Genomic DNA, 23,761 nt, shown 5'->3' with positions numbered 1-23,761 from the left:
TATTTAGGGTAATAATTTATGAGGATGTCATTGGTGAGATTTGTACTATTCTGTGCGTTTTTTCTTTTTTCAACTATTTCTTCTGCTGCAGCACCAAAGCTGGAAGCAATTTATGGATTAGATAATGATGATATGTACCTTGAAGGAGACAAGCTAAACATAGTTGCAGAGTTTGATTCCTTTATCTCTCCTTCTAATGCTACCTCTCCATCATCAATGACGATTGAGCTTGATACTGGCCCTGACTCAACATTTACAACACTTGATTTAGATATGTCGACAGGTGATATTGTTGATAAGTCATTTGGTGTTTCCAATACAGCTAATACAAACACTCCTAATGATAACACCGGTATATGGACAGCAGAAAATCTTTCAAGTGGTGATGTACTATTAGGAGGTAGTTTTACGTCTTATGAAGGAACCTCGACTAGAAACTTAGTACTTGTTGATATTGATGGCAAAGTTAAGAAAACTTTTAGTTTTGGTGCAGAAGTTACTGGAGTACATGAAACATCACAAGGGAAAATAATTGTTGCTGGTGAATTTGTTAACTACGATGGTGAAGGAAGTTATGACTATTTAGTTCAACTTAATAGTGATTTTACTATTGATACTGATTTTATGGATAATTTGACAGCGAATAATACTCAAGTAACATTTAACGGTATGATTGGTCAAAAGGCGCGTGTTGTTCAATCACCAGACCCAATAGTTGAGCACAATAGTAAACTTTATATTGCAGGTAACTTTAGTCGCGTATCAGGTCAAACTTATAATAGAGTCGTTAGTTTAAATTTAGATGGCACTATTAATACGTCTTTTTCTTTTCCTATATTGAATAATACTAATGTAGGTTATGAATATGTAAAATCCTTAGCGATTGATACAAATGATACAGCTGATTTGACTGATGACCGCTTATTTGTTGTTGGTTATGACATATTACTTAAATATAAGGGAGCAAATACTTATCGCCCTATATGGAAATTAAAACTTGATGGTTCGGTTGATGAATCTTTTTTAAGTGCAGTGACAAGTGCTACGCTTGTTTCTGGCGTACAAGTTTTGCCTGGCTATGCTATGGAAGGAGTTGCATTCTCTGGTTCCAATCTCGTAGGCTCTTCTAATCGTGATTTTGCTGTATTAAAAGATGACGGTAGCTTTAATACTAAGTGGAAAGCAACAGGTATTCAAGCGGGATATGCTGCTGATGCTTTTATAATTATTGAGCGTAAGTTATTCATTGGTGCGCATAATGGTTGGCCAGCTGCATTAGGAAATGGTAGTTTAGCCGTATTTAACCTCGACGATGGGACTTTAAACCAAAATATTATGGATGTATTAGGCACTGGCTCGTTTGATTACGGATATAGTGATGTTCATGGTTTAAAGTTATTAAGTGATGGTGGTTTACTTGTTATGGGAACCTTTAGAGGTTTTGATGGCGATAATCAAATAGACCGTCGTTCTATTGTAAAATTGAGATTAAATAGGCTTGAAGGTACATATACGGTTCGAGAAGAAGCAAAAGATCTTACTGGTAAATTAAAAGTAAATAAGATTACTAAATTCTCAGTTAATAACGTATTTGGTGATGGTCTTACTACAACAATTCCAGATGTAGCTACACTTTCTGGTGGTACATTAGAGGAAAACAATCATTACTCATTAAACCGTTACCCGACAGATCCGCTTACGTCACTTTTAGCTGTAGATAAATCTAAAACACCAACAACTCAAGTAATAAAAGCAACTGTAACAGCTAAAACTGAAAACGATAAGTTTGTAGGTAAATCTGGTGATGTTGTAGAGATTTTAATTGATAATCCGTTAATTAAACTATCGTCGGTAACAGATAATAAAGACGGCACTTATAGTGTTACTTTGTCTACTACAGAAACAACGACTCAATTAGGCAATGTAACAGCGAAAGTTGATGGTGGTTATGTTCAGAATAATACATTAGCAACAACGACATTAGCGGTTGAATTTACTGATGTGCTAAAACCAACAGCCACGATAACTACAAATAAAGCCTCTCTAAAGAAAGGGGATACAGCGACATTATCTATTGCTGTAAGTGAGGTCACTACTGATTTAGCTATTACCGACTTTACGGTAGCAGGCGGTACATTAAGTGATTTTAAAGGAAAAGATCAAGCTTATACTGTTGTATTTACTCCAACGGTAAATAGCTCTATTGCAGGTTCAGTTACTATACCTGTTGATAAGTTTTCTGATCCTGCAAGTAATTTAAATACCGCTTCAAATACATTATCTCTTTCAATAGACACGCTTCCACCTACAGTTTCAATTTCTGCAGCTTCTACGTCTTTAATTGCGGGGGAAACGACAACATTAACGATTACATTAAGCGAAAGTGCGGCTGACTTTGCTAAAAGTGATTTAACAGTTACTGGCGGTACGTTAAGTGATTTTAAAGGCACCGGTACTAGTTATACCGTTTTATTTACTCCAAAAGCGAATAGTGTTGCTGCCGGTAAGGTTTCTATCGCGGCAAGCAGTTTTCATGATGCAATGGGTAATGCCAATGAAGTTCTTACAGAAGAAAGTTTAACAATAGATACTACTATCCCTACTATTGACTTAAGTGCAAATAAAACAGCTTTAACTGTTGGTGAAAAAGCAACGATTACGATTACATTAAGTGAAAACTCAACGAATTTTGCGTTGGGTGATTTAGATGTTGTTGGGGGTACGTTAAGTGACTTTAAAGGTTCTGGTAAAGCATACACTGTTGTTTTCACTCCAACGGCTAATAGTATTATTGCAGGTAAAGTAACGGTAGGCGCAAGTAAGTTTAGTGATGCGTCAGGTAATATAAATGCGGTTGGGGATGTAGTTAACTTTACTGTTGATACTGTTGCACCAACGATTACATTAACGCCAAACAAAACGAGCTTAAAGAACGGTGAGACAGCGACTATTACAATAGCATTAAGTGAAATTGCAACTGATTTTGTCTTAGCTGATTTAACTGTTGTCGGTGGTACATTAAGTAGTTTTACGGGTAAAGATAAAGCTTATACAGTGCTATTTACTCCTACAGAAAACAGTGTTGTTGCAGGTAAAGTAATAGTAGCTGCCAGTAAGTTTAGTGACGCATCAGGGAATACTAATGCGGTTGGAGATGTGGTTAATTTTACAGTTGACACAGTAACACCAACGGTGAGCTTAACCTCTAAAGAAGACACATTACTTGCAGGTGAGACAACAACGATTTCAATTACTTTAAGTGAGGCTGCGACAGATTTTGTTCTAGCTGATCTAAAAGTATCTGGCGGTAAGCTTAGTGATTTTAAAGGTTCAGGGAAAGACTATACTGTTGTATTTACACCTACAGTAGATAGCACTACTGCTGGAAATGTAAATATAACGGCAGCTGCTTTTAATGATGCTGCAGGTAACAGTAATAAAACGGGTGCATCAATTGATTTTACCGTTGATACGTTACGCCCGACAGTAACGGATTTAGATTCTGATAAAGATCCATTATCTTCAGGAAATACCGCAACAATTACGATTAAATTAAGTGAGAACGCTACAGACTTTGCATTGGGGGATTTACAAGCGACCAATGGCACATTAAGTGATCTTAAAGGTAAAGATAAAACTTATACTGTTGTATTTACACCAAAAGCAAATAGTGTTGGAACGGGTGTCATTACAGTATCTGCAAGCAGCTTTAGTGATGCACTTGGTAATAAAAACCTAGCAGCGACTTCATTAGATATTAACATTGATACTGCTGGTCCAACGGTTAGTTTAAGTGGCGATAAAAGCAAAGTAATTGCAGGGGAAACGCTTACTGTTACTTTTGATTTGAACGAAAAAACAATAGATTTTACACAAAACGATCTAAGTGTTGTAGGGGGATCTTTAAGTGGATTTACAGGAAAAGATAAAAAGTATTCAGTTGTTTTCACACCAACAGTAAATAGCACAAAAGCAGGTAGTGTTACCGTTGCAGCAAGTAGTTTTAGTGATGCTCTTGGTAATAAGAATGCTTTGGCAAAAACGATTAACTTTACGGTTGACACTTTAGTCCCGACAATAAATTTGACTGCAGACAAGAGTACGTTAAAGCAAGGTGAAACAGCAGCAATTACTATTGTTTTGAGTGAGGCAGCAACCGATCTAACGAAAAGTGATTTTACCGTTGTTGGTGGTGTATTAAGTGACTTTAAAGGAAGTGATAAAAACTATACGGCACTCTACACCCCAACACCGGGCAGTACTAGTTCTGGAAGTATTACTGTTTCTGCAAATCGTTTTACTGACCCATCAGGAAATAATAATGCTGCTGGAGATTCAGTATCGTTTTCTATTGATACTGCAGCGCCTTCTGTTTCTTCTCTGACAACAGATAAAAGCGAATTGATCGCGGGAAGTACAGCAACAATTACGATTAACTTAAGTGAAGCGTCAACTGACTTTACTAAAGACGATTTGGTAATTATTGGTGGTTCAATTAGTGATTTTAAAGGTACTGGCAAGGTTTATACTGTCGTATTTACACCAAAAATTAACAGCGTTGCTGCAGGTAAGGTTTCAGTGTCAGCAAGTAGTTTTACTGATGCCTCTGGTAACAGCAATACTACAGGTAAGAGCTTGGATCTAACCATTGATACTATATTGCCGACTTTAAAACTGACAGCAGATAAACAAAATCTAATTATTGGTGATACCGCAACAATTACTGCGACCTTTAGTGAAGAAATTGAAGACTTTTATCCTATAGGCCTTACCGTGAAAGGTGGTGCATTAGGTACAATTACTGGAACCGGTAAAGTTTATACTGTTGTTTATACTCCAGCCAAAGGAAGTACTGGTGCAGGTAGTGTAAAGGTTGGACAAAAGAGTTTTGATGATTTATTAGGAAACTTCAATACGGTTGAGGAGACCTTAGGCTTTACTATTGATACAGAAGCACCAACAATTAGTATTGCAGCAAATAAAACTAAGCTTGCTGTCGGTGAAACGGCCACACTTTCTTTTGCTCTAAGTGAGTCAGCAACGGATTTTGTTCAAAGTGACATAACTATCGTTGGTGGTACTATCAGTAGCTTTAGTGGCTCAGGGAAGAGCTATACTGCTGTCTATACTCCTACCGCTTCGGCAAATGGAGCGACGGGTAAGATTTCTGTTGCAGCTAAAAGCTTTAATGATCCTTCTGGTAATAGTAATGCAGCAGGAGATTCAATTGACTTTGTTATTGATACTTTAGCCCCAACGATAAGCATGACTGCGAATAAAACTCAATTAGTTGTGGGCGACACTGCGACAATTACTATTGTATTAAGTGAAGCTGCTACCGATTTTGCTTTAGTGGATCTGAGTGTATCTGGCGGGACTTTAAGTAGCTTTACTGGAAAAGATAAAAATTATAGTGTTGTTTTTACACCGTCAGCAAACACTCTCGGTAGTGGAGTCGTTTCTGTTACTGCCGACCATTTTAGCGATGCGGCGGGTAACAAGAATAAAACTGGCGACAAGGTTGATTTTACCATTGATACAGTGATCCCCACTATTATGATGAGTGCGGATAAGAGTAGTGTAGGGTCTGGTGATACTTCAACTATTACCATTAGTTTAAATGAAGATTCAATAAACTTTGTTCAAAATGATTTGACTGTTACCGGTGGTACGTTAAGTAAGTTTACGGGTAAAGATAAAGATTATAGTGTTGTATTTACCCCTACAGCTAATAGTACAACTGCAGGCTCTGTTACTGTAGCAGCTAACGCTTTTAGTGATAAGGCGGGTAACCTTAATGCTGCTGGAGCATCAGTAAGCTATACGGTTGATACTGTAGCACCAACAATAACAATGAGTTCAACTAAAAGCTCATTGTCGTCTGGTGAAAGTGCGACAGTAAGTATTAAATTAAGTGAAATTGCAACTGACTTTAAACAAACAGACTTAAAAGTTAGTGGTGGTACGTTAAGTAATTTCACAGGTAAAGATAAAACATACTCGGTTCTATTTACTCCGACAACAGGCAGTACAGGTACAGGTACTATTACTGTAAATGCTAACAGTTTTACTGATCCTATTGGGAACAATAATACAGCTGTTGAAGAGATAGAATTTACTACTGATACGGTAATACCAACTATTAGTATGAGAGCAGATAAAAGCGTATTAATAGCAGGAGAAACGGCGAAAATTACCATTCATTTAAATAAAGCAGCAACGGATTTTATTGAAAATGATTTAACTGTAGTAGGTGGTACGTTAAGCGATTTTAAAGGTTCAGATAAAGACTATACCGCTGTATTTACACCTACAATTGATAGTATTAAAGCGGGCAAGGTATCTGCAGCCGCAGGTGTTTTCCATGACAGTATAGGTAACAGTAATGTTGCTGGCGCTTTTGTGGATTTCACTATAGATACTGCAGCGCCAACAGCACAAATAACAGCAGATAAAAACTCTTTGATTCGTGGAGATACTGCAAATATTAGTATTACTTTAAGTGATGCAGCTATCAACTTTACATTATTAGATATGCTTGCCACTGGCGGAACATTAAGTGACTTTAAAGGTACGGGCAAAAAGTATACTGCTGTATTTACCGCCACAAATGATGCAACAGGAATAGGTTCTGTCGAAATAAGAAAAGACAGTTTTAGTGATATAGCAGGAAACCTGAATAAGGTAACTCCGTCTGTAAACTTTAATATTGACACTGTTTTACCGACAGTCAGCTTAGTTGCTGATAAAACGACGTTGATCGTTGGAGATACAGCAACGGTTACCATTACTTTAAGTGAAAATTCTATCACCTTTACTAAGTCTGATTTAGTCGTAATAGGCGGAACATTAAGTGATTTTAAAGGGTCAGGCAATAAATATACCGTTGTATTTACCCCGCTTAAAGGGCAGCTTACAAATGAAAGTATTACGGTCGAGGCTGATAGCTTTACCGATTTAGCTGGTAATAAAAATGCTGATGAGAAATCAGTAAACTTTACGGTTGATATTGTTCCTCCAACTATTAGTTTGTCTCCCGATAAGTCTACTTTGTCCGTCGGTGACACAGCAACGATCACCATAACATTAAGTGAGACTGCAACCGATTTTGCTTTAATCGATATGAGTGCTAATGGTGGTAGCTTGAGTGACTTTAAAGGCTCGGGCAAAAGTTATACTGTTGTATTTACACCGAGTTCTGGTAGTTCTGGTGTTGGTAAGGTGACTGTTGATGCTAATAGTTTTAAGGATACTGCTGGTAATTTAAATGCTGTCGGAGATTCTGTGAGCTTTACGTTAGATACAGTGACACCAACTATTAACATGACTGCGAATAAAACAAGCTTAAAAACAGGGGATACCGCTTTAATTACTATTAAGTTAAGCGAAGCTTCGATTAACTTTGTTAAAAGTGACCTTAGTGTAACGGGTGGCTCTCTTAGTGACTTTAAAGGAACGGGAAAAGACTATACGGTTACTTTTACGCCTTCTTCTAACAGCACCACTGCTGGTGAAGTCAAAGTAGAAAAAGATAAATTTAGTGATGTAGTTGGTAATAATAATGCGGCTGGAGCATCAATAGACTTTACTGTTGATACGGTTGTACCGACGATTACGATGTCTGCGAATAGCACTGACTTATCAGCAGGTGAAACGGCGACGCTTACTATTACGTTAAGCGAAACAGCAACGGACTTTGCTTTATCAGACTTGAGTGCGACTGGCGGTGTTTTATCGACGTTCACTGGCTCAGGTAAAAGCTATACAGTGGTGTTTACACCAACGGCAGGCAGTAATGGTGCAGGTAAGGTAACGGTAGCTAAAGATAGTTTCAGTGATGCGAAAGGTAATAAGAATGCTGCTGGAGCTTCAGTAGACTTTACTATTGATACAGTTGTACCAACGATCAGTATGACAGCAAATTCAACGGATTTAGCCGTAGGAGACACAGCGACAATCACTATCACATTAAGTGAAGCGTCTACGAATTTTGTAGCGTCAGACTTAAGTGTTACGGGTGGTACTTTATCTACTCTAACTGGCTCAGGTACAAGTTATACGGTGGTGTTTACACCAACGACAAACAGTGTAGCGGCAGGTAAGGTAACGGTAGCTAAAGATAGCTTTACTGATGCTAAGGGCAATAATAATGCCGCGGGAGCTTCAATAGACTTTACTGTTGATACGGTTGTACCGACGATTACGATGTCTGCGAATAGCACTGACTTATCAGCAGGTGAAACGGCGACGCTTACTATTACGTTAAGCGAAACAGCAACGGACTTTGCTTTATCAGACTTGAGTGCGACTGGTGGTGTTTTATCAACGTTCACTGGCTCAGGTAAAAGCTATACCGTGGTGTTTACACCAACGGCAGGCAGTAATGGTGCAGGTAAGGTAGCGGTAGCTAAAGATAGTTTCAGTGATGCGAAAGGTAATAAGAATGCTGCTGGAGCTTCAGTAGACTTTACTATTGATACAGTTGTACCAACGATCAGTATGACAGCAAACTCTACGGATTTAGCCGTAGGAGACACAGCGACAATCACCATCACATTAAGTGAAGCGTCTACGAATTTTGTAGCGTCAGACTTAAGTGTTACGGGTGGTACTTTATCTATTCTAACTGGCTCAGGTACAAGTTATACGGTGGTGTTTACACCAACGGCAAACAGTGTAGCGGCAGGTAAGGTAACGGTAGCTAAAGATAGCTTTACTGATGCTAAGGGCAATAATAATGCCGCGGGAGCTTCAATAGATTTTACTGTTGATACGGTTGTACCGACGATTACGATGTCTGCGAATAGCACTGACTTATCAGCAGGTGAAACGTCGACGCTTACTATTACGTTAAGCGAAACAGCCACCGACTTTGCTTTATCAGACTTGAGTGTGACGGGTGGTACGTTGTCGACGTTCACTGGCTCAGGTAAAAGCTATACCGTGGTGTTTACGCCAACGGCAGGCAGTAATGGTGCAGGTAAGGTAACGGTAGCTAAAGATAGTTTCAGTGATGCGAAAGGTAATAAGAATGCTGCTGGAGCTTCAGTAGACTTTACTATTGATACAGTTGTACCAACGATCAGTATGACAGCAAACTCTACGGATTTAGCCATAGGAGACACAGCGACAATCACCATCACATTAAGTGAAGTGTCTACGAATTTTGTAGCGTCAGACTTAAGTGTTACGGGTGGTACTTTATCTACTCTAACTGGCTCAGGTACAAGTTATACGGTGGTGTTTACACCAACGGCAAACAGTGTAGCGGCAGGTAAGGTAACGGTAGCTAAAGATAGCTTTACTGATGCTAAGGGCAATAATAATGCCGCGGGAGCTTCAATAGATTTTACTGTTGATACGGTTGTACCGACGATTACGATGTCTGCGAATGAAACCGATTTAGCCGCAGGTGAAACTGCAACGATTACAGTGACATTAAGTGAAACATCAACAGACTTTGCTTTATCAGACTTGAGTGTGACGGGTGGTACGTTGTCGACTTTCACTGGCTCAGGTAAGAGCTATACCGTGGTGTTTACGCCAACGGCAGGCAGTAATGGTGCAGGCAAGGTAACGGTAGCTAAAGATAGCTTCAGTGATGCGAAAGGTAATAAGAATGCTGCTGGAGCTTCAGTAGACTTTACTATCGATACGGTTGTACCAACGATCAATATGACAGCAAACTCTACGGATTTAGCCGTAGGAGATACAGCGACAATCACCATAACATTAAGTGAAGCGTCTACGAATTTTGTAGCGTCAGACTTAAGTGTTACGGGGGGTACTTTATCTACTCTAACTGGCTCAGGTACAAGTTATACGGTGGTGTTTACACCAACGGCAAACAGTGTAGCGGCAGGCAAGGTAACGGTAGCTAAAGATAGTTTTACAGACGCTGCTGGTAATAAGAATGCAACTGAAGGTTCAATAGACTTTACTGTTGATACGGTTGTACCAACGATTACGATGTCTGCGAATGAAACCGATTTAGCCGCAGGTGAAACTGCAACGATTACAGTGACATTAAGTGAAACATCAACAGACTTTGCTTTATCAGACTTGAGTGTGACTGGAGGGACTTTATCAACGTTCACTGGCTCAGGTACAAGCTACACAGTAGTGTTTACACCAACGGCAAATAGTGCAGTTGCAGGTAAAGTTACCGTAGCTAAAGATAGTTTCAGTGATGCTAAGGGTAATAATAATGCTGTTGGTGATTCTGTGGACTTTACTATTGATACAGTTGTTCCGACTATTGACATGACAGCGAATAAAACTGAATTAGCGACAGGTGAAACAGCAACCATTACGATCACACTAAGTGAAGCATCGACGGATTTCGCAGAGTCAGACTTAAGTGTTATCGGCGGTTCGCTATCTAATTTCTCAGGTACTGGTACAGGGTATACCGTAGTATTTACTCCTAGTGTTGGCAATAATGGCACAGGTAAAGTGACAGCTGCAGTAAGTAGTTTCAGTGATGCTATGGGGAATGTTAATACGCTTGGAAGTTCGATTGATTTTACTATCGATACGGTTGTACCAACCATTGATATGACAACAAGTGTAACTGATTTAGCAGCAGGCGAAACTGCAACGATTACAATGACATTAAGTGAGGCGTCGACGGACTTTGCTCTATCAGATTTAACTGTGGTAGGCGGGGCTTTGTCGAGCTTCTCAGGATCTGGTTCAAAGTATACGGTAGTATTTACACCAACTGAAAACAGTATTGTTACAGGTAAGGTAACGGCAACGGTTGGTAGCTTTAGTGATGCGGCGGGTAATACAAATACAGTTGGTGATGTTGTCGATATTATTATTGATACTGTATTACCAACGGCTGATATGAAGTCTGATAAGAATGCTTTAGGCATGAATGATACAGCGACGATCACTATAACATTAAGTGAAACGTCAACGGATTTTACTGAGAGTGATTTAAGTGTTGTTGGTGGTACATTATCTAGTTTTTCTGGCACAGATAAAGTTTATACCGTTATCTTTACACCAAAAGCGAATAGCACGGTGACTGGAAAAGTTACAGTATCGAGCGATAGCTTTAGTGATCCTGCTAGGAATAAGAATACAGAAGAAGCTACGGTAGAGTTTGATGTTGATACTGTTCTACCTTTAACTCCGACAGTCGATGAACTGTATACGAATAAAGGAAACCCAACGCTATCTGGTCTTGCTGAAGCAGATAATAAGGTATTTATTACGATCGAAGGAGTTACGTTTGTAACTCAATCATCAGCAAATAAAGATGCACAGGGATTTGCTCCATGGGTACTAGATACCGCGAATGGAGTAGACAGTAATGGTGCATCAATTAACTTTACTGCGTTATCTAATGGAGTGTATGACATTACTGCTCATAGTATAGATGTCTTTAATAACAAGTCATTAGATGATATTAGCGACTCAGAACTGATGGTTGATACTTTTAGACCTAATCCACCAGTAATATTCCCAGTTGTAGCGGGAGAGCCTTTGTCTGGAAGAGGGGAACCAAATGGAAGTATTGTTTTATTAAACTTCAAGAATGAAGAAGTGTGTGCACGTTCTATTAAAGAAGAGCCAGGGGTCACTATTTCTAAATTTGGATTCTGGTCTTGTCATGCAACAAGCAAACTCGATGCTAACGATACGATTCAAGCAACAGTAAGAGATAAAGCTGAAAATGTATCAAATAGCTCACAAGTTGTCGTAAATACTAGAGATGATTCACACTTACATTCTTTAGTTGTATCTCCTAGCCTTGGTAGCAAAGTATCAGGTTTTGGTGAATACTCAGCAAAAGTAACAGTAAGAAATAGCGCAGGTGATGATCTCTGTATGACTTATGTTGACCCTATTACTCGTTGGGAATGTAATTTTAGCGTTCCGCTAAATGCAAATGAAAATATTTACGTTACTCAAACATTGGATGGGAAAACAAATACACCAGTATTAACTCATATTATTGATACAAGTAAGGAAATGGCACCGCCTATTATTGATGAAACAGTCGGAACATTATTTGAGGGGAAATCGCGAGTTTCTAATGGTGACATAACCGTTGTAAGCAGTGGCTCTTTAGTATGTAGTTCATTAATAAAGAATAACATTACAAATGAATTTAGTTGTTTGAATTCAAGTGGATCATTAGACCATGGTGAGTTTGTTTATGCTTTCTATACATCACCAGCGCCAGTACAAAGTTCAGGCCTTAGTCCTGCGATAGTTGTTGGGGCTTCAGTTCGAGATAGCGATTTGGACGGCAGAACAGACATGGAAGAGTGGACTTGTTATAGCTCTATTGCATCTTGTATGGATACCGATGGTGACGGAATACCTAACTATTTAGATACAGATGATGATGGTGATGGGATCCCTTCAGCACTAGAAGATGGGCTAAATTACCTTTCTCTTGATTCTGATGGTGATGGTATTCCTGATAGCGAAGAGATTAAAGGTTCGGTTACTTTCCCTGAGTTAAGTGGTAAAGATAAAGATAATGACGGTATTGATGACGCCATTGATGTGGATTATACCGGTGGAAATGATACTACTGGTGATGGTATTGATGACAGTTTTCAGCCTATAGATACTGATGGTGATGGTCTTCCTGATTATATCGATGAAGATTCTGATGGAGATTCGATTCCAGATGCTGTGGAATCAACTAATGATTTTGATGGTGATGGCCTGCTAGATTATTTAGATACTGATGCAGATAATGACGGTATTAAGGATTATATTGAAGCGAAAGGAAACGCATATAAGGCACCAGTAACAAGAAGTCATGCGTTCAATAGAGGCCGAGTTCAATCTAGAAACCTTACTTTCTCTGATTTTGATGGAGATGGCCTGCCTGATTATTTAGATTTAGATAGCGATAATGATGGGATCCCTGATTCTATCGAAGCTGGTATTCTTGATGACGATAAGGATGGAATTATGGATGAAAATGGCATTCCTGCGTTAGCGCCGTTAGATTCTGATGGTGATGGCTTATATGATCATATTGATTTAGATAGTAATAATGATGGGATCTTTGATCTAAAAGACTCTGGTGTTGCTCAAATAATGCCTGATGGTACGCCTATTGATAGCGATCATGACGGAATGGTAGATGATCACTTTACGGATGTTGATGGCGATGGTGTAAAGGATCCTGTTGATGGTCAAGTTCACATGTACGGAAGTGCGCCACTAGCTGGAGCAGATACTGATGGTGATGGTATTCAAGACAGCATAGATCGCGATGATGATAACGATACAATTCCTGATCTTCTTGAAGGAAGTCTAGATATTGATGGTGATGGTATTCCAAATCACCTTGATCTTGATTCTGATAATGACGGTATTTCTGATTTATTAGAGCAGATGCCGCATCTAGATCTTAATCATGATGGTGTTATTGATACGATGATCGATAACAATAAAGATGGTTTAGATGACCGTGCATTTACCAATATGTTAGATAGTGATGGAGATGGAACTGCTGATATCTTTGATCTTGATTCTGATAATGATTTAATTTTTGATTTAGTTGAAGCGGTAGGGATGAGTCATGTAACTACTCTGATAGGGCTTGATGCTAACCACGATGGACAAATAGATAATATGCTAGATATTGATGCTGATGGTATTAGTGATGTAATTGATGCAAATATTGTTACTCCAACAGGACATTGGAGTGGGGATGAGCGAGCAGAAATTCGTTTATTGGATACTGATAATGACGGTCTTCGCGATTTCCAAGATGAGGATAGTGATAATGATGGTTACAGTGATTATGATGAATATATTGTTGATCCTAGTTTAGGCAATATGCTTCCATATCAATTAGATCGTTTAAATACTGCAGCAAGCTCTGGTGGTAGTATTGGGGTTCTTTCACTGCTTTCTTTACTTTTATTATCAATAGTACGTAATCGAAATACATCGTTTGTATTAAGTTTAGTGATGCTATCAATATTAAGCGTTAATACAGCAAGAGCGTCTTCTTATAATACTTGTGGGTATTCAGAAGAAGGTGGCTTTGAATCGTGTTGGTATGGCTTGGCTGGTATTGGAGTAAGCACACTAGAACCAGAAGAGGAATCCCAAGGTTGGTATGCCGATGACGCCTCTAATCCTACAAGTTGGAACATTGGTGTTGGCTACCACTTTTCACCACGGTGGTTTGTTGAAGCTGGTTACATATCATTAGGTGATGCTGAGTTGATTAATAACAGAGCAATGAATGTACCATCGGTTTATTCTGGTACTGAAACGATAAGTTATTCAGCACCTTCAGTATCGCTTGGGGCTTATTTGTTTAAGCCCGAGTTCAGCCCATACATTAATGTTTATGGGAAGCTGGGGGCAAGTATGATGATGCATGATACGAGTGATTCACGGATTAAATATTCAGATGAGAATAATATCCAGGTGAATGTTGGAGGTGGAATTCAATTGAGACCTGGAAAGTCACCTTGGTTCTTACGCTTAGAAGCAAATTATTATGATACTGATGCGATTAATATTGGTATGAATATTGGCCGTTATTTTGGTAGTCAGAACAAAACGATTACAGAACCAGTTTCTGAAGAAGAGCCAACTGGAGGGGATATCCAAATATATAATACTTATAATGTTGTGCATAATCATAGTATTGACAAAGAGCTTGAAACTGAAAAATTAATTATAGATTACTATGGTTTTGGTGAGAGTCAGTTAGGAGAAGAAGCATTATCAGAATTAGATAAATTGATTAAGAATGCTTTGTCTAAAACAAAATATGTTGTTTATTTGAGTGGTCATACCGATTTTATTGGCAGTGGTGAAAGTAATGATCAACTTTCTTTAGATAGAGCGAATGATGTGAAACGATATCTTATTGAGAAAGGCTTAAATTCTGACTGGATTTTCCTAGAAGGCCATGGAGAAAGAAAACCACGTATTGATAATTACTCAGAAGCAAGTAGAGCTCTTAATAGGAGGGTTGAAGTAATTATGCACTGGTAAAATGAATCACCCCCACTAAATTTTAGTGGGGGTAGTTAGTTCTGTATATCTAATAATAATCAATGCTTTCCACGATAGTTAGAAAATAAGCTATTTATAACCATTTGTTATGCGCCAATTCTTTTGCAAACCATTCACACGCTTTACCATCATTATCTTTATGCCATGCAATAAATAAAGGTGGGTTAACTCTTGGCACTGTGCATTTCTTCTCAATTAAAATACCTTCGTTTAGTTGTTGTTTAATTAAATGACGAGGTAAAAAACCAACACCAAGCCCCATTGTCTGAGCCTCAATTTTAGCCTGCATGGTTTTAAAGCGAATTTGTTGTTTGCTCTTAAATAGACCGGTATCTCTGGTAGGCAGTAATAAAGAAGAATCAGATACAATTAAAGAGGGATAAAGCAATAAATCACTGGCTTCAATAGGCCGTTCTATGAGGGCCAAAGGATGGCTCTGACTTACTGCAAATAGAAAATCGACTCTACCAATCTCTTTAATTTGATATTCCCCTTTTGGTAAGTGATCTGAAACGCCAATGGCAATGTCGGTCCGATTACTATGCAACGCATCCCAACCGCCACCGAGTGATTCTTCAGAAATAGTAATATTGGTATCATGTTCTAATTTATTGAATTCAAGAACAGACTCTAGCAAAGGAGCTAGCGGGATAATGGTATCTCTTGATATGGTAAGGTTTCTTTCCCACCCAGAATCAAGCTGCTTTACTGCCGATTCTAACTTATCGGTAGCGATTAGAATTTCTCGTCCTTGCTCTAGAATCAACTTGCCGGCAGAGGTCAGTTGGGCTTTCTGTTTTGAGCGATCAAACAAAGCCACACTAAGGTCATCTTCGAGCTTTTTAATGGTATAAGTGAGTGCTGAAGGGACTTTGAATAAGGATTTAGCTGCAGCGGCAAAACTGCCTTTTCTATCAATGGCATCTAATGCTCTTAGTGCATCAAGCGTGATGGGTGATTGCATGACGATCCTTATTTAATCTATATTGAGTCGTAATCTGACAGAATTGAATTAATACTAGACTTCTTATCTTACTATGCCAATTTCCATGTTCAAAAAATTTGAACTATAAACTCAAATACTTCCAATTTTCTTTACGGGCCGATTATCTATACTGATTAGCAACGACAGAGGGATCTCCTTTTATACTGAATTGGTAAGGAAATAAAATGAAACAGAAAATTGAACAACTATTAGCTTCAAACGCAGGCTTTAGCACATTAGCACTTCGTATTCCTGTAGGGATTATCTTTATGGCACATGGTGCCCAAAAACTGTTTGCGTGGTTTGGTGGCTATGGTTTATCTGGCACTGGGCAGTTCTTTGAATCGATTGGACTAGCACCGGGTGTCGCAATGGCATTTTTAGCAGGCAGTGCTGAGTTTTTTGGTGGCCTCTTTCTCATTCTTGGTTTACTGACTCGACCATCGGCGTTGGTATTGGCATTTACTATGTTGATTGCGATTGTAAGTGTTCACTTACCTAATGGATTGTTTATGTCTAATGGTGGTTATGAGTTTGGTTTAGCACTATTGGCAGCGAGTGTGTCTTTGATGTTATCTGGTGGCGGTAAAGTAGCGGTGGATAACTGGTTAGCAGATCGACTTTCTGTGCAAAAGTAATGTCTAGTGATTTTCCTGCGTAATAAATAGAGCACCTAATTAGTTACATTGGCCCAATAAAGGAGAAGATGATGTTTGAATTAAGAGAAGCGAATGAGCGTGGTAGTGCAAATTTTGGTTGGTTGAATGCAAAGCATACCTTCTCCTTTGGTCACTACTATGACGTGAATCATATGGGGTTTGGTCCATTGCGAGTGATTAATGAAGACCGAATTAAACCTGAAGGTGGTTTTGCAACTCATGGTCATGAAAATATGGAAATCTTAACCGTTGTGTTGTCAGGCGCAATTGCCCATAAAGACAGTATGGGACAAAGTGAGAAGCTTGTACCTGGTGAATATCAGCTGATGTCTGCAGGAGCAGGGGTTCAACACAGTGAGTTTAATCCCTCTTCAAATGAAGAATTGCATTTATTGCAAATCTGGATACAACCGAATGTATTTAATGGTGAGCCGAGCTATCAACAGAAACCTTTCCCTCAAGAACAAGGCTTTGTAGATATAGCAACGCCAATAGCGAGTGGAGGCTCATTTTTAATTAAGCAAAATGCGGTGATAAAGCAACTTATTTTAGAACCCAATACTCAGCAATCACTTTCTATTGAGTTAGGTAAAAAGGTCTTTGTACAAAGCATTAATGATGGATTGTCAGTTAGTGAGATTGAACTAAGTTCTGGTGATGGACTTAAAATAACTCAAGAATCAGAATTACTATTTAGCAATAACAGTTCAGAGCAGGTTAAAGCTATCGTTTTTATTATGTAACTGTTCTTATTATGTATTATTACTGATGAGTTGTACTCTACATTAACCGCTATTTCTTTGATGAGTTGGCGGTTTTTTTATGTCTGATAAATACTCATAGTTACTGATTTTGTTTATTTTGAGGGGTGCGCCAGGTTTAGTTCTACGTTATCAGTATCTTACCGTAATTAATAATGTTAACTGTTAGACAAAAAAACAGATAAAGCTCCAATTCGAACGTTCGAATGCGCATTATGTTCGTTTGTGTCACATTTATGTCATGCTCTTCGCGTTATCATCCTCGCATCTTCTAACACGTTAAATAGGTTAACAATGAAAACATTAATAGCGCATCGTGGAATGTCCTCTCTTGCTCCTGAAAATACCCTTTCAGCTTTCTCTTTATGCAAAGACCATGGTGTTCAATGGTTTGAATGTGACGTGGATATTCTTCAAGACGGTACGGTCATTATTTCTCATGATGATACGCTAGATCGTTGTACTGATAAAAGCGGTCGCTTATGTGACATTAGTAGCGCTGATTTGTCTTCTATTGATGCAGGCAGCTGGTTTAGTGATGATTATATTGATGAGCGTTTACCTACTGTTCAACAATTAATTGCTATGGCGAACGAAAAAGAACTGAATTTAAACATTGAAATTAAATCGTGTTCAGCCAGTGCGAAACTAAGTCATCTGTTGATTGATAATTTGATCATTGCTCTTAAAGAATTAGCGCCAGAAAGAGAGCTGATTATTTCAAGTTTTAACCACCTTGTACTATCAGAGTTTAAGCGTAAAAGTCCTCAAACTAAAATTGCGTGTTTGTTTGAAAGTCATAACTTATGGGATGACTGGAATTCAATTATAGAATGGTGTGAAGCGGATTATATTCATCCTGAAGAGAAAGGCCTAACTCGTGAAATGGTACAAAAATTCAAAGCGTCTGGCATTAAAGTCAATGTTTGGACGGTTAATGATTTAGCGCGTGCAAATGAACTGTTTAACTGGGGAGTTGATGGTATTTGTACCGATATAGCGCATAAGTTCCCTTCGAAATACAAAGCTCAAAAATAATAATTAAAAAATAAAACAATAACGTGAAAGGATTACCTCTATGAATTTATTTGAAAAAATAGGCTTTACTAGCCGAAATCAATTGTTTGGCTTCTTCTCTGTCGTGATGTCAGGTCAAATTATTTATTCGGCTTTTGAAGCTTTTAAGGGAACATTTTACAACTTACTTTTAGACGTTCTGCAAATAGACAACACCCAAATGGGGATCTTGTTTACGTTGATAGGTTCAGCGATGTTCTTTTATATTCCGGCTGGCTGGGTTAATAACCGTTTCTCTGTAAAATCCATTTTAATCACCAGTTTGAGTATTCGATTCTTGAGTATGATGGCCATCATATTTTTACAACCTGGCTTTAGTGTATTGGTGGTAATTGCCGGTATTTGGGGTTTAGTTGATGCCGCTTTCTGGCCTGCGGTTGTAAATGGTGTGACCTTAATGTCTGGCGATAAAAATAAAGGTATGGCATTTGGCTTGTTAGAATCTGTACGACGCGCGGCTGAAATGAGCATGAATGCGGTGATCGTTGGTATTATGGCACTGGTTGGCGGCTCTATTCTTGTATTCCAGGGCGCGATTGTTTTCTATACGTTATTAATCCTTCCTATGATTTTCTGTGTATGGAAATTTGTGCCAGATAACCACATGGAAATCAAACAAGGTGAAAGTAAAAACAAAGAAGCGTTAAAAGGTTTATTCCATGTATTGAAAATGCCAACGGTATGGTTAGCTGCTATTACGTCTCTAACGGTATATTGGATTTACATCACTCTGATTTACACGGTTCCTTATCTACAAGCGGTATTTGGATTATCAACAGCACAAGCGGCTATCTTCGGTATTATTAATACTGGTGCAATGGGTGTAGTTGCTGGTTTGGTTGCGGGTTCGATTGCCGATTTCGTATTTAAATCGTCGATAAAAATGATGTTCTTTGCACTAGGCTTAACTGCGGTGTGTTTAGGTGTGACTATTGCGTTGCCTAAGACTGAAGGCATGCTGATGATGAACATGGTGCTACTAATGTGCTTCTCATTCAGTATCTTCCTAGCAAAAGGCATCATTTTAGCACCAGTTGCTGAAGCTGGTGTGCCAAAAGATTACAGCGGCTCTGCAATGAGTGTAGGTTCGTTTGCGGCTTACGCTTCCGTGTTCTGGGCTTACGCATTAAATGGTTGGATTATCGATACTTATCCTGCGATTGAAGCATATCAAATGATCTTTGGTATCGGTTTAACGGTAGCGGTACTTGGCATGGTGTGTTCACTTATCCTGATTTCACTGAAGAAGAAAAACGGTGATGACCAAGAGGGTAAGCTGGTTGAGTCAGAAGCTTAATTATCTACTGAATTAAATAAAAACCCCAGAGTGTGAAAATGCTCTGGGGTTTTATTTGTTAGGTGTGTTGAGTTATCAATATGACGTGAACGATTAAGCGTTCAGTACAAACTCTTCAATCACTTTAGCGACGCCGTGATCATTATTGCTAACGGTAATATGGTTCGCAATTTCTTTGATATCATCGGTCGCATTTGCCATGGCAACGCCAAGGCCAGCGTATTTGATCATATGCCAGTCATTACCCGCATCGCCCATACAGATAACTTCATCTGCAGTAATACCAAGATGATCCGCCAGTGCTTTTACGCCGACGCCTTTATTGCTGTTTGGGTTTAAAAACTCCAAGAAGAAAGGCGCACTTTGTACTATCGTAAATTGCTCATATAGCTCTGCTGGCAGTTGCTTGATAGCTGCTGAAAGTAATTCTTCTTCATCAATCATCATCGCTTTTAAGATCTGCTCGTCATCGGCCAGTTCTTCAAAATCAATCACGGTGATTGGCATGCCAGTGATGCTAGATTCATGCTCAGTGTAATAGCTTGATTCTGGTGTAATTAAGCCTTTTTCTTGAGAGAAAGCATGAATATGAATCCCAAGCTTTTTAGCCAGTTTAGCAATGGCCTTTGCATCCGCACCCGTAATGATTTGGCTGCGGATCACTTCTTCACTTTTTACTTTTTGAACTAATGAAGCGTTATAGCTAAGAACGTAGTCGTCCTCAGTGGTCATGCCTAGTTCTTGTAGCTGTGGTTTCATGCCATTTAATGGGCGACCTGAAGCTAATACAACGACAACGCCTTTTTTACGAGCTGCAGCAATTGCCGCTTTGTTTTCTGCTGAGATTTGTTTATCTGAATTAAGCAGAGTGCCATCCATATCCAGTGCGATTAATTTATACATCATAGTTACCATTGGATTAAAAATACTATTAGCTAGCTTACCTGAATTTTATGAAAAAAATACTATATACTGTGGCTGATTTTTACTACTGATACAGGCTAATGAAGTTAAGTTCTCGTTTAGATACCATAAAAAATAAAGTTACCGATCACTATGATCATATTTGGGATTGCTGTTGTGATCATGGCCAATTAGGTGTTGCTTTATTGAGCTCACAACCTAAAAGTATGATCCACTTTGTTGATGTCGTAGATGAATTGATGGTTGATCTTGAAAGTCAGCTTCAAAAACACGCATCGGCAATTCAGTCTCAGTGGCAAGTACATTGTATGGATGTAGCGAAACTGCCGTTAATAAAAGGGAAAAAGAACCTGATTATTATTGCAGGCGTTGGTGGGGACTTGTTGATTGAGTTGGTGCGTTCTATTCAGACACGTAATAGTGATATTGAGCTGGAGTTTATTCTTTGTCCTGTATTACATAACTATATGGTTAGGTGTGAGTTGATAGAGATGGGCTTTGGTCTGATATCAGAAACATTAGTTAAAGAGAACAAACGTTTTTATGAAGTGCTGCATATTAGTAATCAAGCAGGAAAACCGATTGCGCCTGTTGGAAGCGATATGTGGAATTTATCAGATAACGATCATCAAGAATATTTAACTAAAACTATTTCACATTATCAAAGAATGGGTGGTGGTTCAGAAAATTACAATAATATTAGTGAGTTATATTTAAATTTACGAAGTTCTACATCGTAACGTTAGCTTATTAAATGTATTAAATGTATTAAATTTTAACGTGCTATTTGAGTAATTTGTTAAACATATAATATTACGGCTTTAATAAATGAATTTACTTTAGGATATGTCCTACATAAATTGTATTGATTACTTTTTATACTTAAAGAATATCTTAGAAGTAAAGATTTAGAATTTAAAGTTTGGAGTTAAGTATGAAAAGTGAAAGTTTGAAGAAGCAAGTGTTACTTAAAGCGTTAAAGAAGGATATAGAAATCGCATTAACGCTAAAAGACATTAGTAAATCAGAACTTGTTAAAATGTTTCAGTATTTCGCTATGAAAGCTGATGCATTAAATGAATAACTAGCTAATGGTGCTCGCCGTTAGCTTTGTAAGATTATTCACTTATTTTAAGGCGATGAACCTCTATACCAAACCCTAAAGCACTGTAAGCCAATAAAGAGTAACCAAGTAACTCGGTGCCTTCTTCAGCTAAGTTTTTTATGGTTCGAATATAGTGCCCATCAAGCAATGTTTGCCATAAATAGTTCATTCCTGCTAATCGAGAGAAAACAAGAATAATCACCAATGCACAGCTGAGAGTGTAAAAATAGCGGCTATCAAAAAATCTTGCTGACGTAGACAATAGGCCTTTTCTATTTTTAAATGCTAAGAACAGACAAGTGAAAGCAACGATCAAAGCTGGAACCAACCAAAATCCATGGTAAACCTTGTCTAGAACCCCGTCAGACTCCCTTATAAACATACAACTAAAGAAACCAATGATCAGCGTAGCAAAGGCTCGTGCTTGCTTGTTCACTACAGCGATGTAAGTAAAAGAGACGATCACAACGAGTAGTAAAAATTGTTGATAATACTCTGTTAATGAATTTTCACTAAGCCCATTCTTTAAAACGATGATATCAGTACGAATAACAAGATAGGCAATAGCGGCGACAATACATTGGATAAAAAATTGCAGTAATCCTTTTTGGATTTTTTTGATATCTGAATGTGTTGAATAGGTAAGAAACATGACAGCCTCAAGTGTTATTGACTAATTAATCATTATAGAGGGTGTGACACAATCTGTATGTACCCATTTATTAAAAATAGGATTCCATATCAAGAGGCTATCATGTTGTAAATGTCTTATGAAGCGTAATTCATAATATAAAACAGAGAGGTTGTTGATATCACAACCCACAAGCTAACACCAAAGATCAACGGTTTTGCGCCCGCTGCTTTGATTTTTTCAATCGAAATACCACAGCCAATAAAGAATAAGCACAGAACTAAGAGCTTTTTCGACACATCAAAAATACCACCATAGATCAGGCTAAATTGCGGTAAGTTATCACTAATTAAAATAGCTAAGCAGTAGAAAAGGATAAAGTAAGGGATCGTGATTTTTTTACTGTTGCTACGAAAAAGTAGAGCACTAATAAAGGCAACTGGAACAATCCATAATGCACGCGCTAATTTAAGCGTTGTTGCAGTTTTTAACGCTTCTTCACCGTATGCAGAAGCGGCACCAACTACAGATGAAGTATCGTGAATCGCAATAGCTGCCCAAGTACCAAAGGCGTGTTGGCTTAGCTCTAATGCATGGCCAATGACTGGGAAAATGAATAGCGCAATTGAGTTCAATACAAATACCGTAGCTAAAGCAAGACCTGTAGATTCTTCATCAGCATTAATCGCAGGAGCAACTGCAGCAATAGCGCTACCGCCACAAATAGCAGTACCCGATGCGATCAGATGGCCTGTCACTTTATCCAGTTTCATCAATCGTGCCAGTAACCAACCTAGAACGAGTGTACCTACGATGGTTGATAAAATAATACCAATTCCATTTGAAGTGGCTTCTATTGCTTCATTCAGCTGAATACCAAACCCTAAACCAACAATAGAGTAAGCTAACAATTTTTTAGTGACTTTTCCCAACGCAAAGGTCGTGGGTACAAAACCAAAACTAGCCAGAGCAAAACCCATAACTAAAGCGGTTGGTGAACTAACCCAAGGGGTGAGTGTTAATAGTGCAGCAAGATAAAAAGGAAAATAATGTTGTAAATGGGATTTATTAAAAGTCATGTTTATTATTCGTAGGCATAGATAAAGCAAAGATATCACTTTTATTCTGTTTAGTAAGTTTAATAATTCAATATATTAGGTTAAATAAACCTTAACAGAAGTAAGGATTTTAGAAATAAGACACAAGGCAGTGTAATAGACTGGTTTCATTAAAAATAAAAGCAAACTTAAGAGATTTACACTCTTATAAATTTAAGGTTAATCGGTATACTTTTTAAACAA

The 23,761-nt window shown here is 38.3% G+C and carries 11 protein-coding genes; 7 read left to right on the top strand and 4 right to left on the bottom strand.

The window, feature by feature from the left end; genetic code table 11:
• The first annotated feature begins 33 nt into the window (after positions 1-33).
• Positions 34-15,000, top strand: coding sequence for an Ig-like domain-containing protein (locus AC2INI_RS14460; protein WP_486306195.1), 14,967 nt, complete (start codon positions 34-36; stop codon positions 14,998-15,000).
• A gap of 94 nt (positions 15,001-15,094) precedes the next feature.
• Here AC2INI_RS14460 and AC2INI_RS14455 read toward each other — a convergent pair whose 3' ends face one another.
• Positions 15,095-15,985, bottom strand: coding sequence for a LysR family transcriptional regulator (locus tag AC2INI_RS14455; protein ID WP_486306194.1), 891 nt, complete (start codon positions 15,983-15,985; stop codon positions 15,095-15,097).
• 206 nt (positions 15,986-16,191) lie between these two features.
• Between AC2INI_RS14455 and AC2INI_RS14450 the strand changes: the two genes are divergently transcribed.
• The 4 genes from AC2INI_RS14450 to AC2INI_RS14435 all read left to right on the top strand — a co-directional run bounded on the left by AC2INI_RS14450 (position 16,192) and on the right by AC2INI_RS14435 (position 19,800).
• On the top strand, positions 16,192-16,644 hold the full coding sequence (locus tag AC2INI_RS14450; protein ID WP_486306193.1) for a DoxX family protein: 453 nt from the start codon (positions 16,192-16,194) through the stop codon (positions 16,642-16,644).
• A gap of 71 nt (positions 16,645-16,715) precedes the next feature.
• Positions 16,716-17,408, top strand: coding sequence for a pirin family protein (locus tag AC2INI_RS14445; RefSeq protein WP_486306447.1), 693 nt, complete (start codon positions 16,716-16,718; stop codon positions 17,406-17,408).
• Between the two features lie 312 nt (positions 17,409-17,720).
• The gene (locus AC2INI_RS14440) at positions 17,721-18,464 is read left to right on the top strand and encodes a glycerophosphodiester phosphodiesterase family protein (protein ID WP_122032131.1); all 744 of its coding nucleotides are present in this window, start codon (positions 17,721-17,723) and stop codon (positions 18,462-18,464) included.
• 40 nt (positions 18,465-18,504) lie between these two features.
• Positions 18,505-19,800 carry an MFS transporter gene (locus AC2INI_RS14435; protein WP_486306192.1) on the top strand — a complete coding sequence of 432 codons (1,296 nt, stop codon included), beginning with the start codon at positions 18,505-18,507 and terminating at the stop codon, positions 19,798-19,800.
• A 93-nt stretch (positions 19,801-19,893) separates the two neighbouring features.
• Here AC2INI_RS14435 and yidA read toward each other — a convergent pair whose 3' ends face one another.
• Positions 19,894-20,703 (bottom strand): sugar-phosphatase, encoded by an 810-nt coding sequence (gene yidA, locus AC2INI_RS14430; protein ID WP_162922456.1) that lies wholly within the window; start codon positions 20,701-20,703, stop codon positions 19,894-19,896.
• Positions 20,704-20,804: 101 nt separating this feature from the next.
• Between yidA and AC2INI_RS14425 the strand changes: the two genes are divergently transcribed.
• Together AC2INI_RS14425 and AC2INI_RS14420 are read left to right on the top strand one after the other, a co-directional pair.
• On the top strand, positions 20,805-21,464 hold the full coding sequence (locus AC2INI_RS14425; protein ID WP_486306191.1) for a tRNA (adenine(22)-N(1))-methyltransferase: 660 nt from the start codon (positions 20,805-20,807) through the stop codon (positions 21,462-21,464).
• Positions 21,465-21,658: 194 nt separating this feature from the next.
• Complete coding sequence (locus tag AC2INI_RS14420; RefSeq protein ID WP_486306190.1) at positions 21,659-21,808, top strand: hypothetical protein; 150 nt, start codon at positions 21,659-21,661, stop codon at positions 21,806-21,808.
• Positions 21,809-21,842: 34 nt separating this feature from the next.
• Here the strand turns inward: AC2INI_RS14420 and AC2INI_RS14415 are convergent, their stop codons facing one another.
• On the bottom strand, positions 21,843-22,481 hold the full coding sequence (locus AC2INI_RS14415) for a hypothetical protein (protein ID WP_486306189.1): 639 nt from the start codon (positions 22,479-22,481) through the stop codon (positions 21,843-21,845).
• Positions 22,482-22,597: 116 nt separating this feature from the next.
• On the bottom strand, positions 22,598-23,539 hold the full coding sequence (locus AC2INI_RS14410) for a YeiH family protein (protein WP_162922412.1): 942 nt from the start codon (positions 23,537-23,539) through the stop codon (positions 22,598-22,600).
• Positions 23,540-23,761: the final 222 nt, after the last annotated feature.

It is taken from the genome of Aliivibrio friggae (assembly GCF_057368515.1).
Note: the sequence above shows the minus strand (reverse complement) of the source record. Positions and strands in the feature narration are given on the sequence as shown.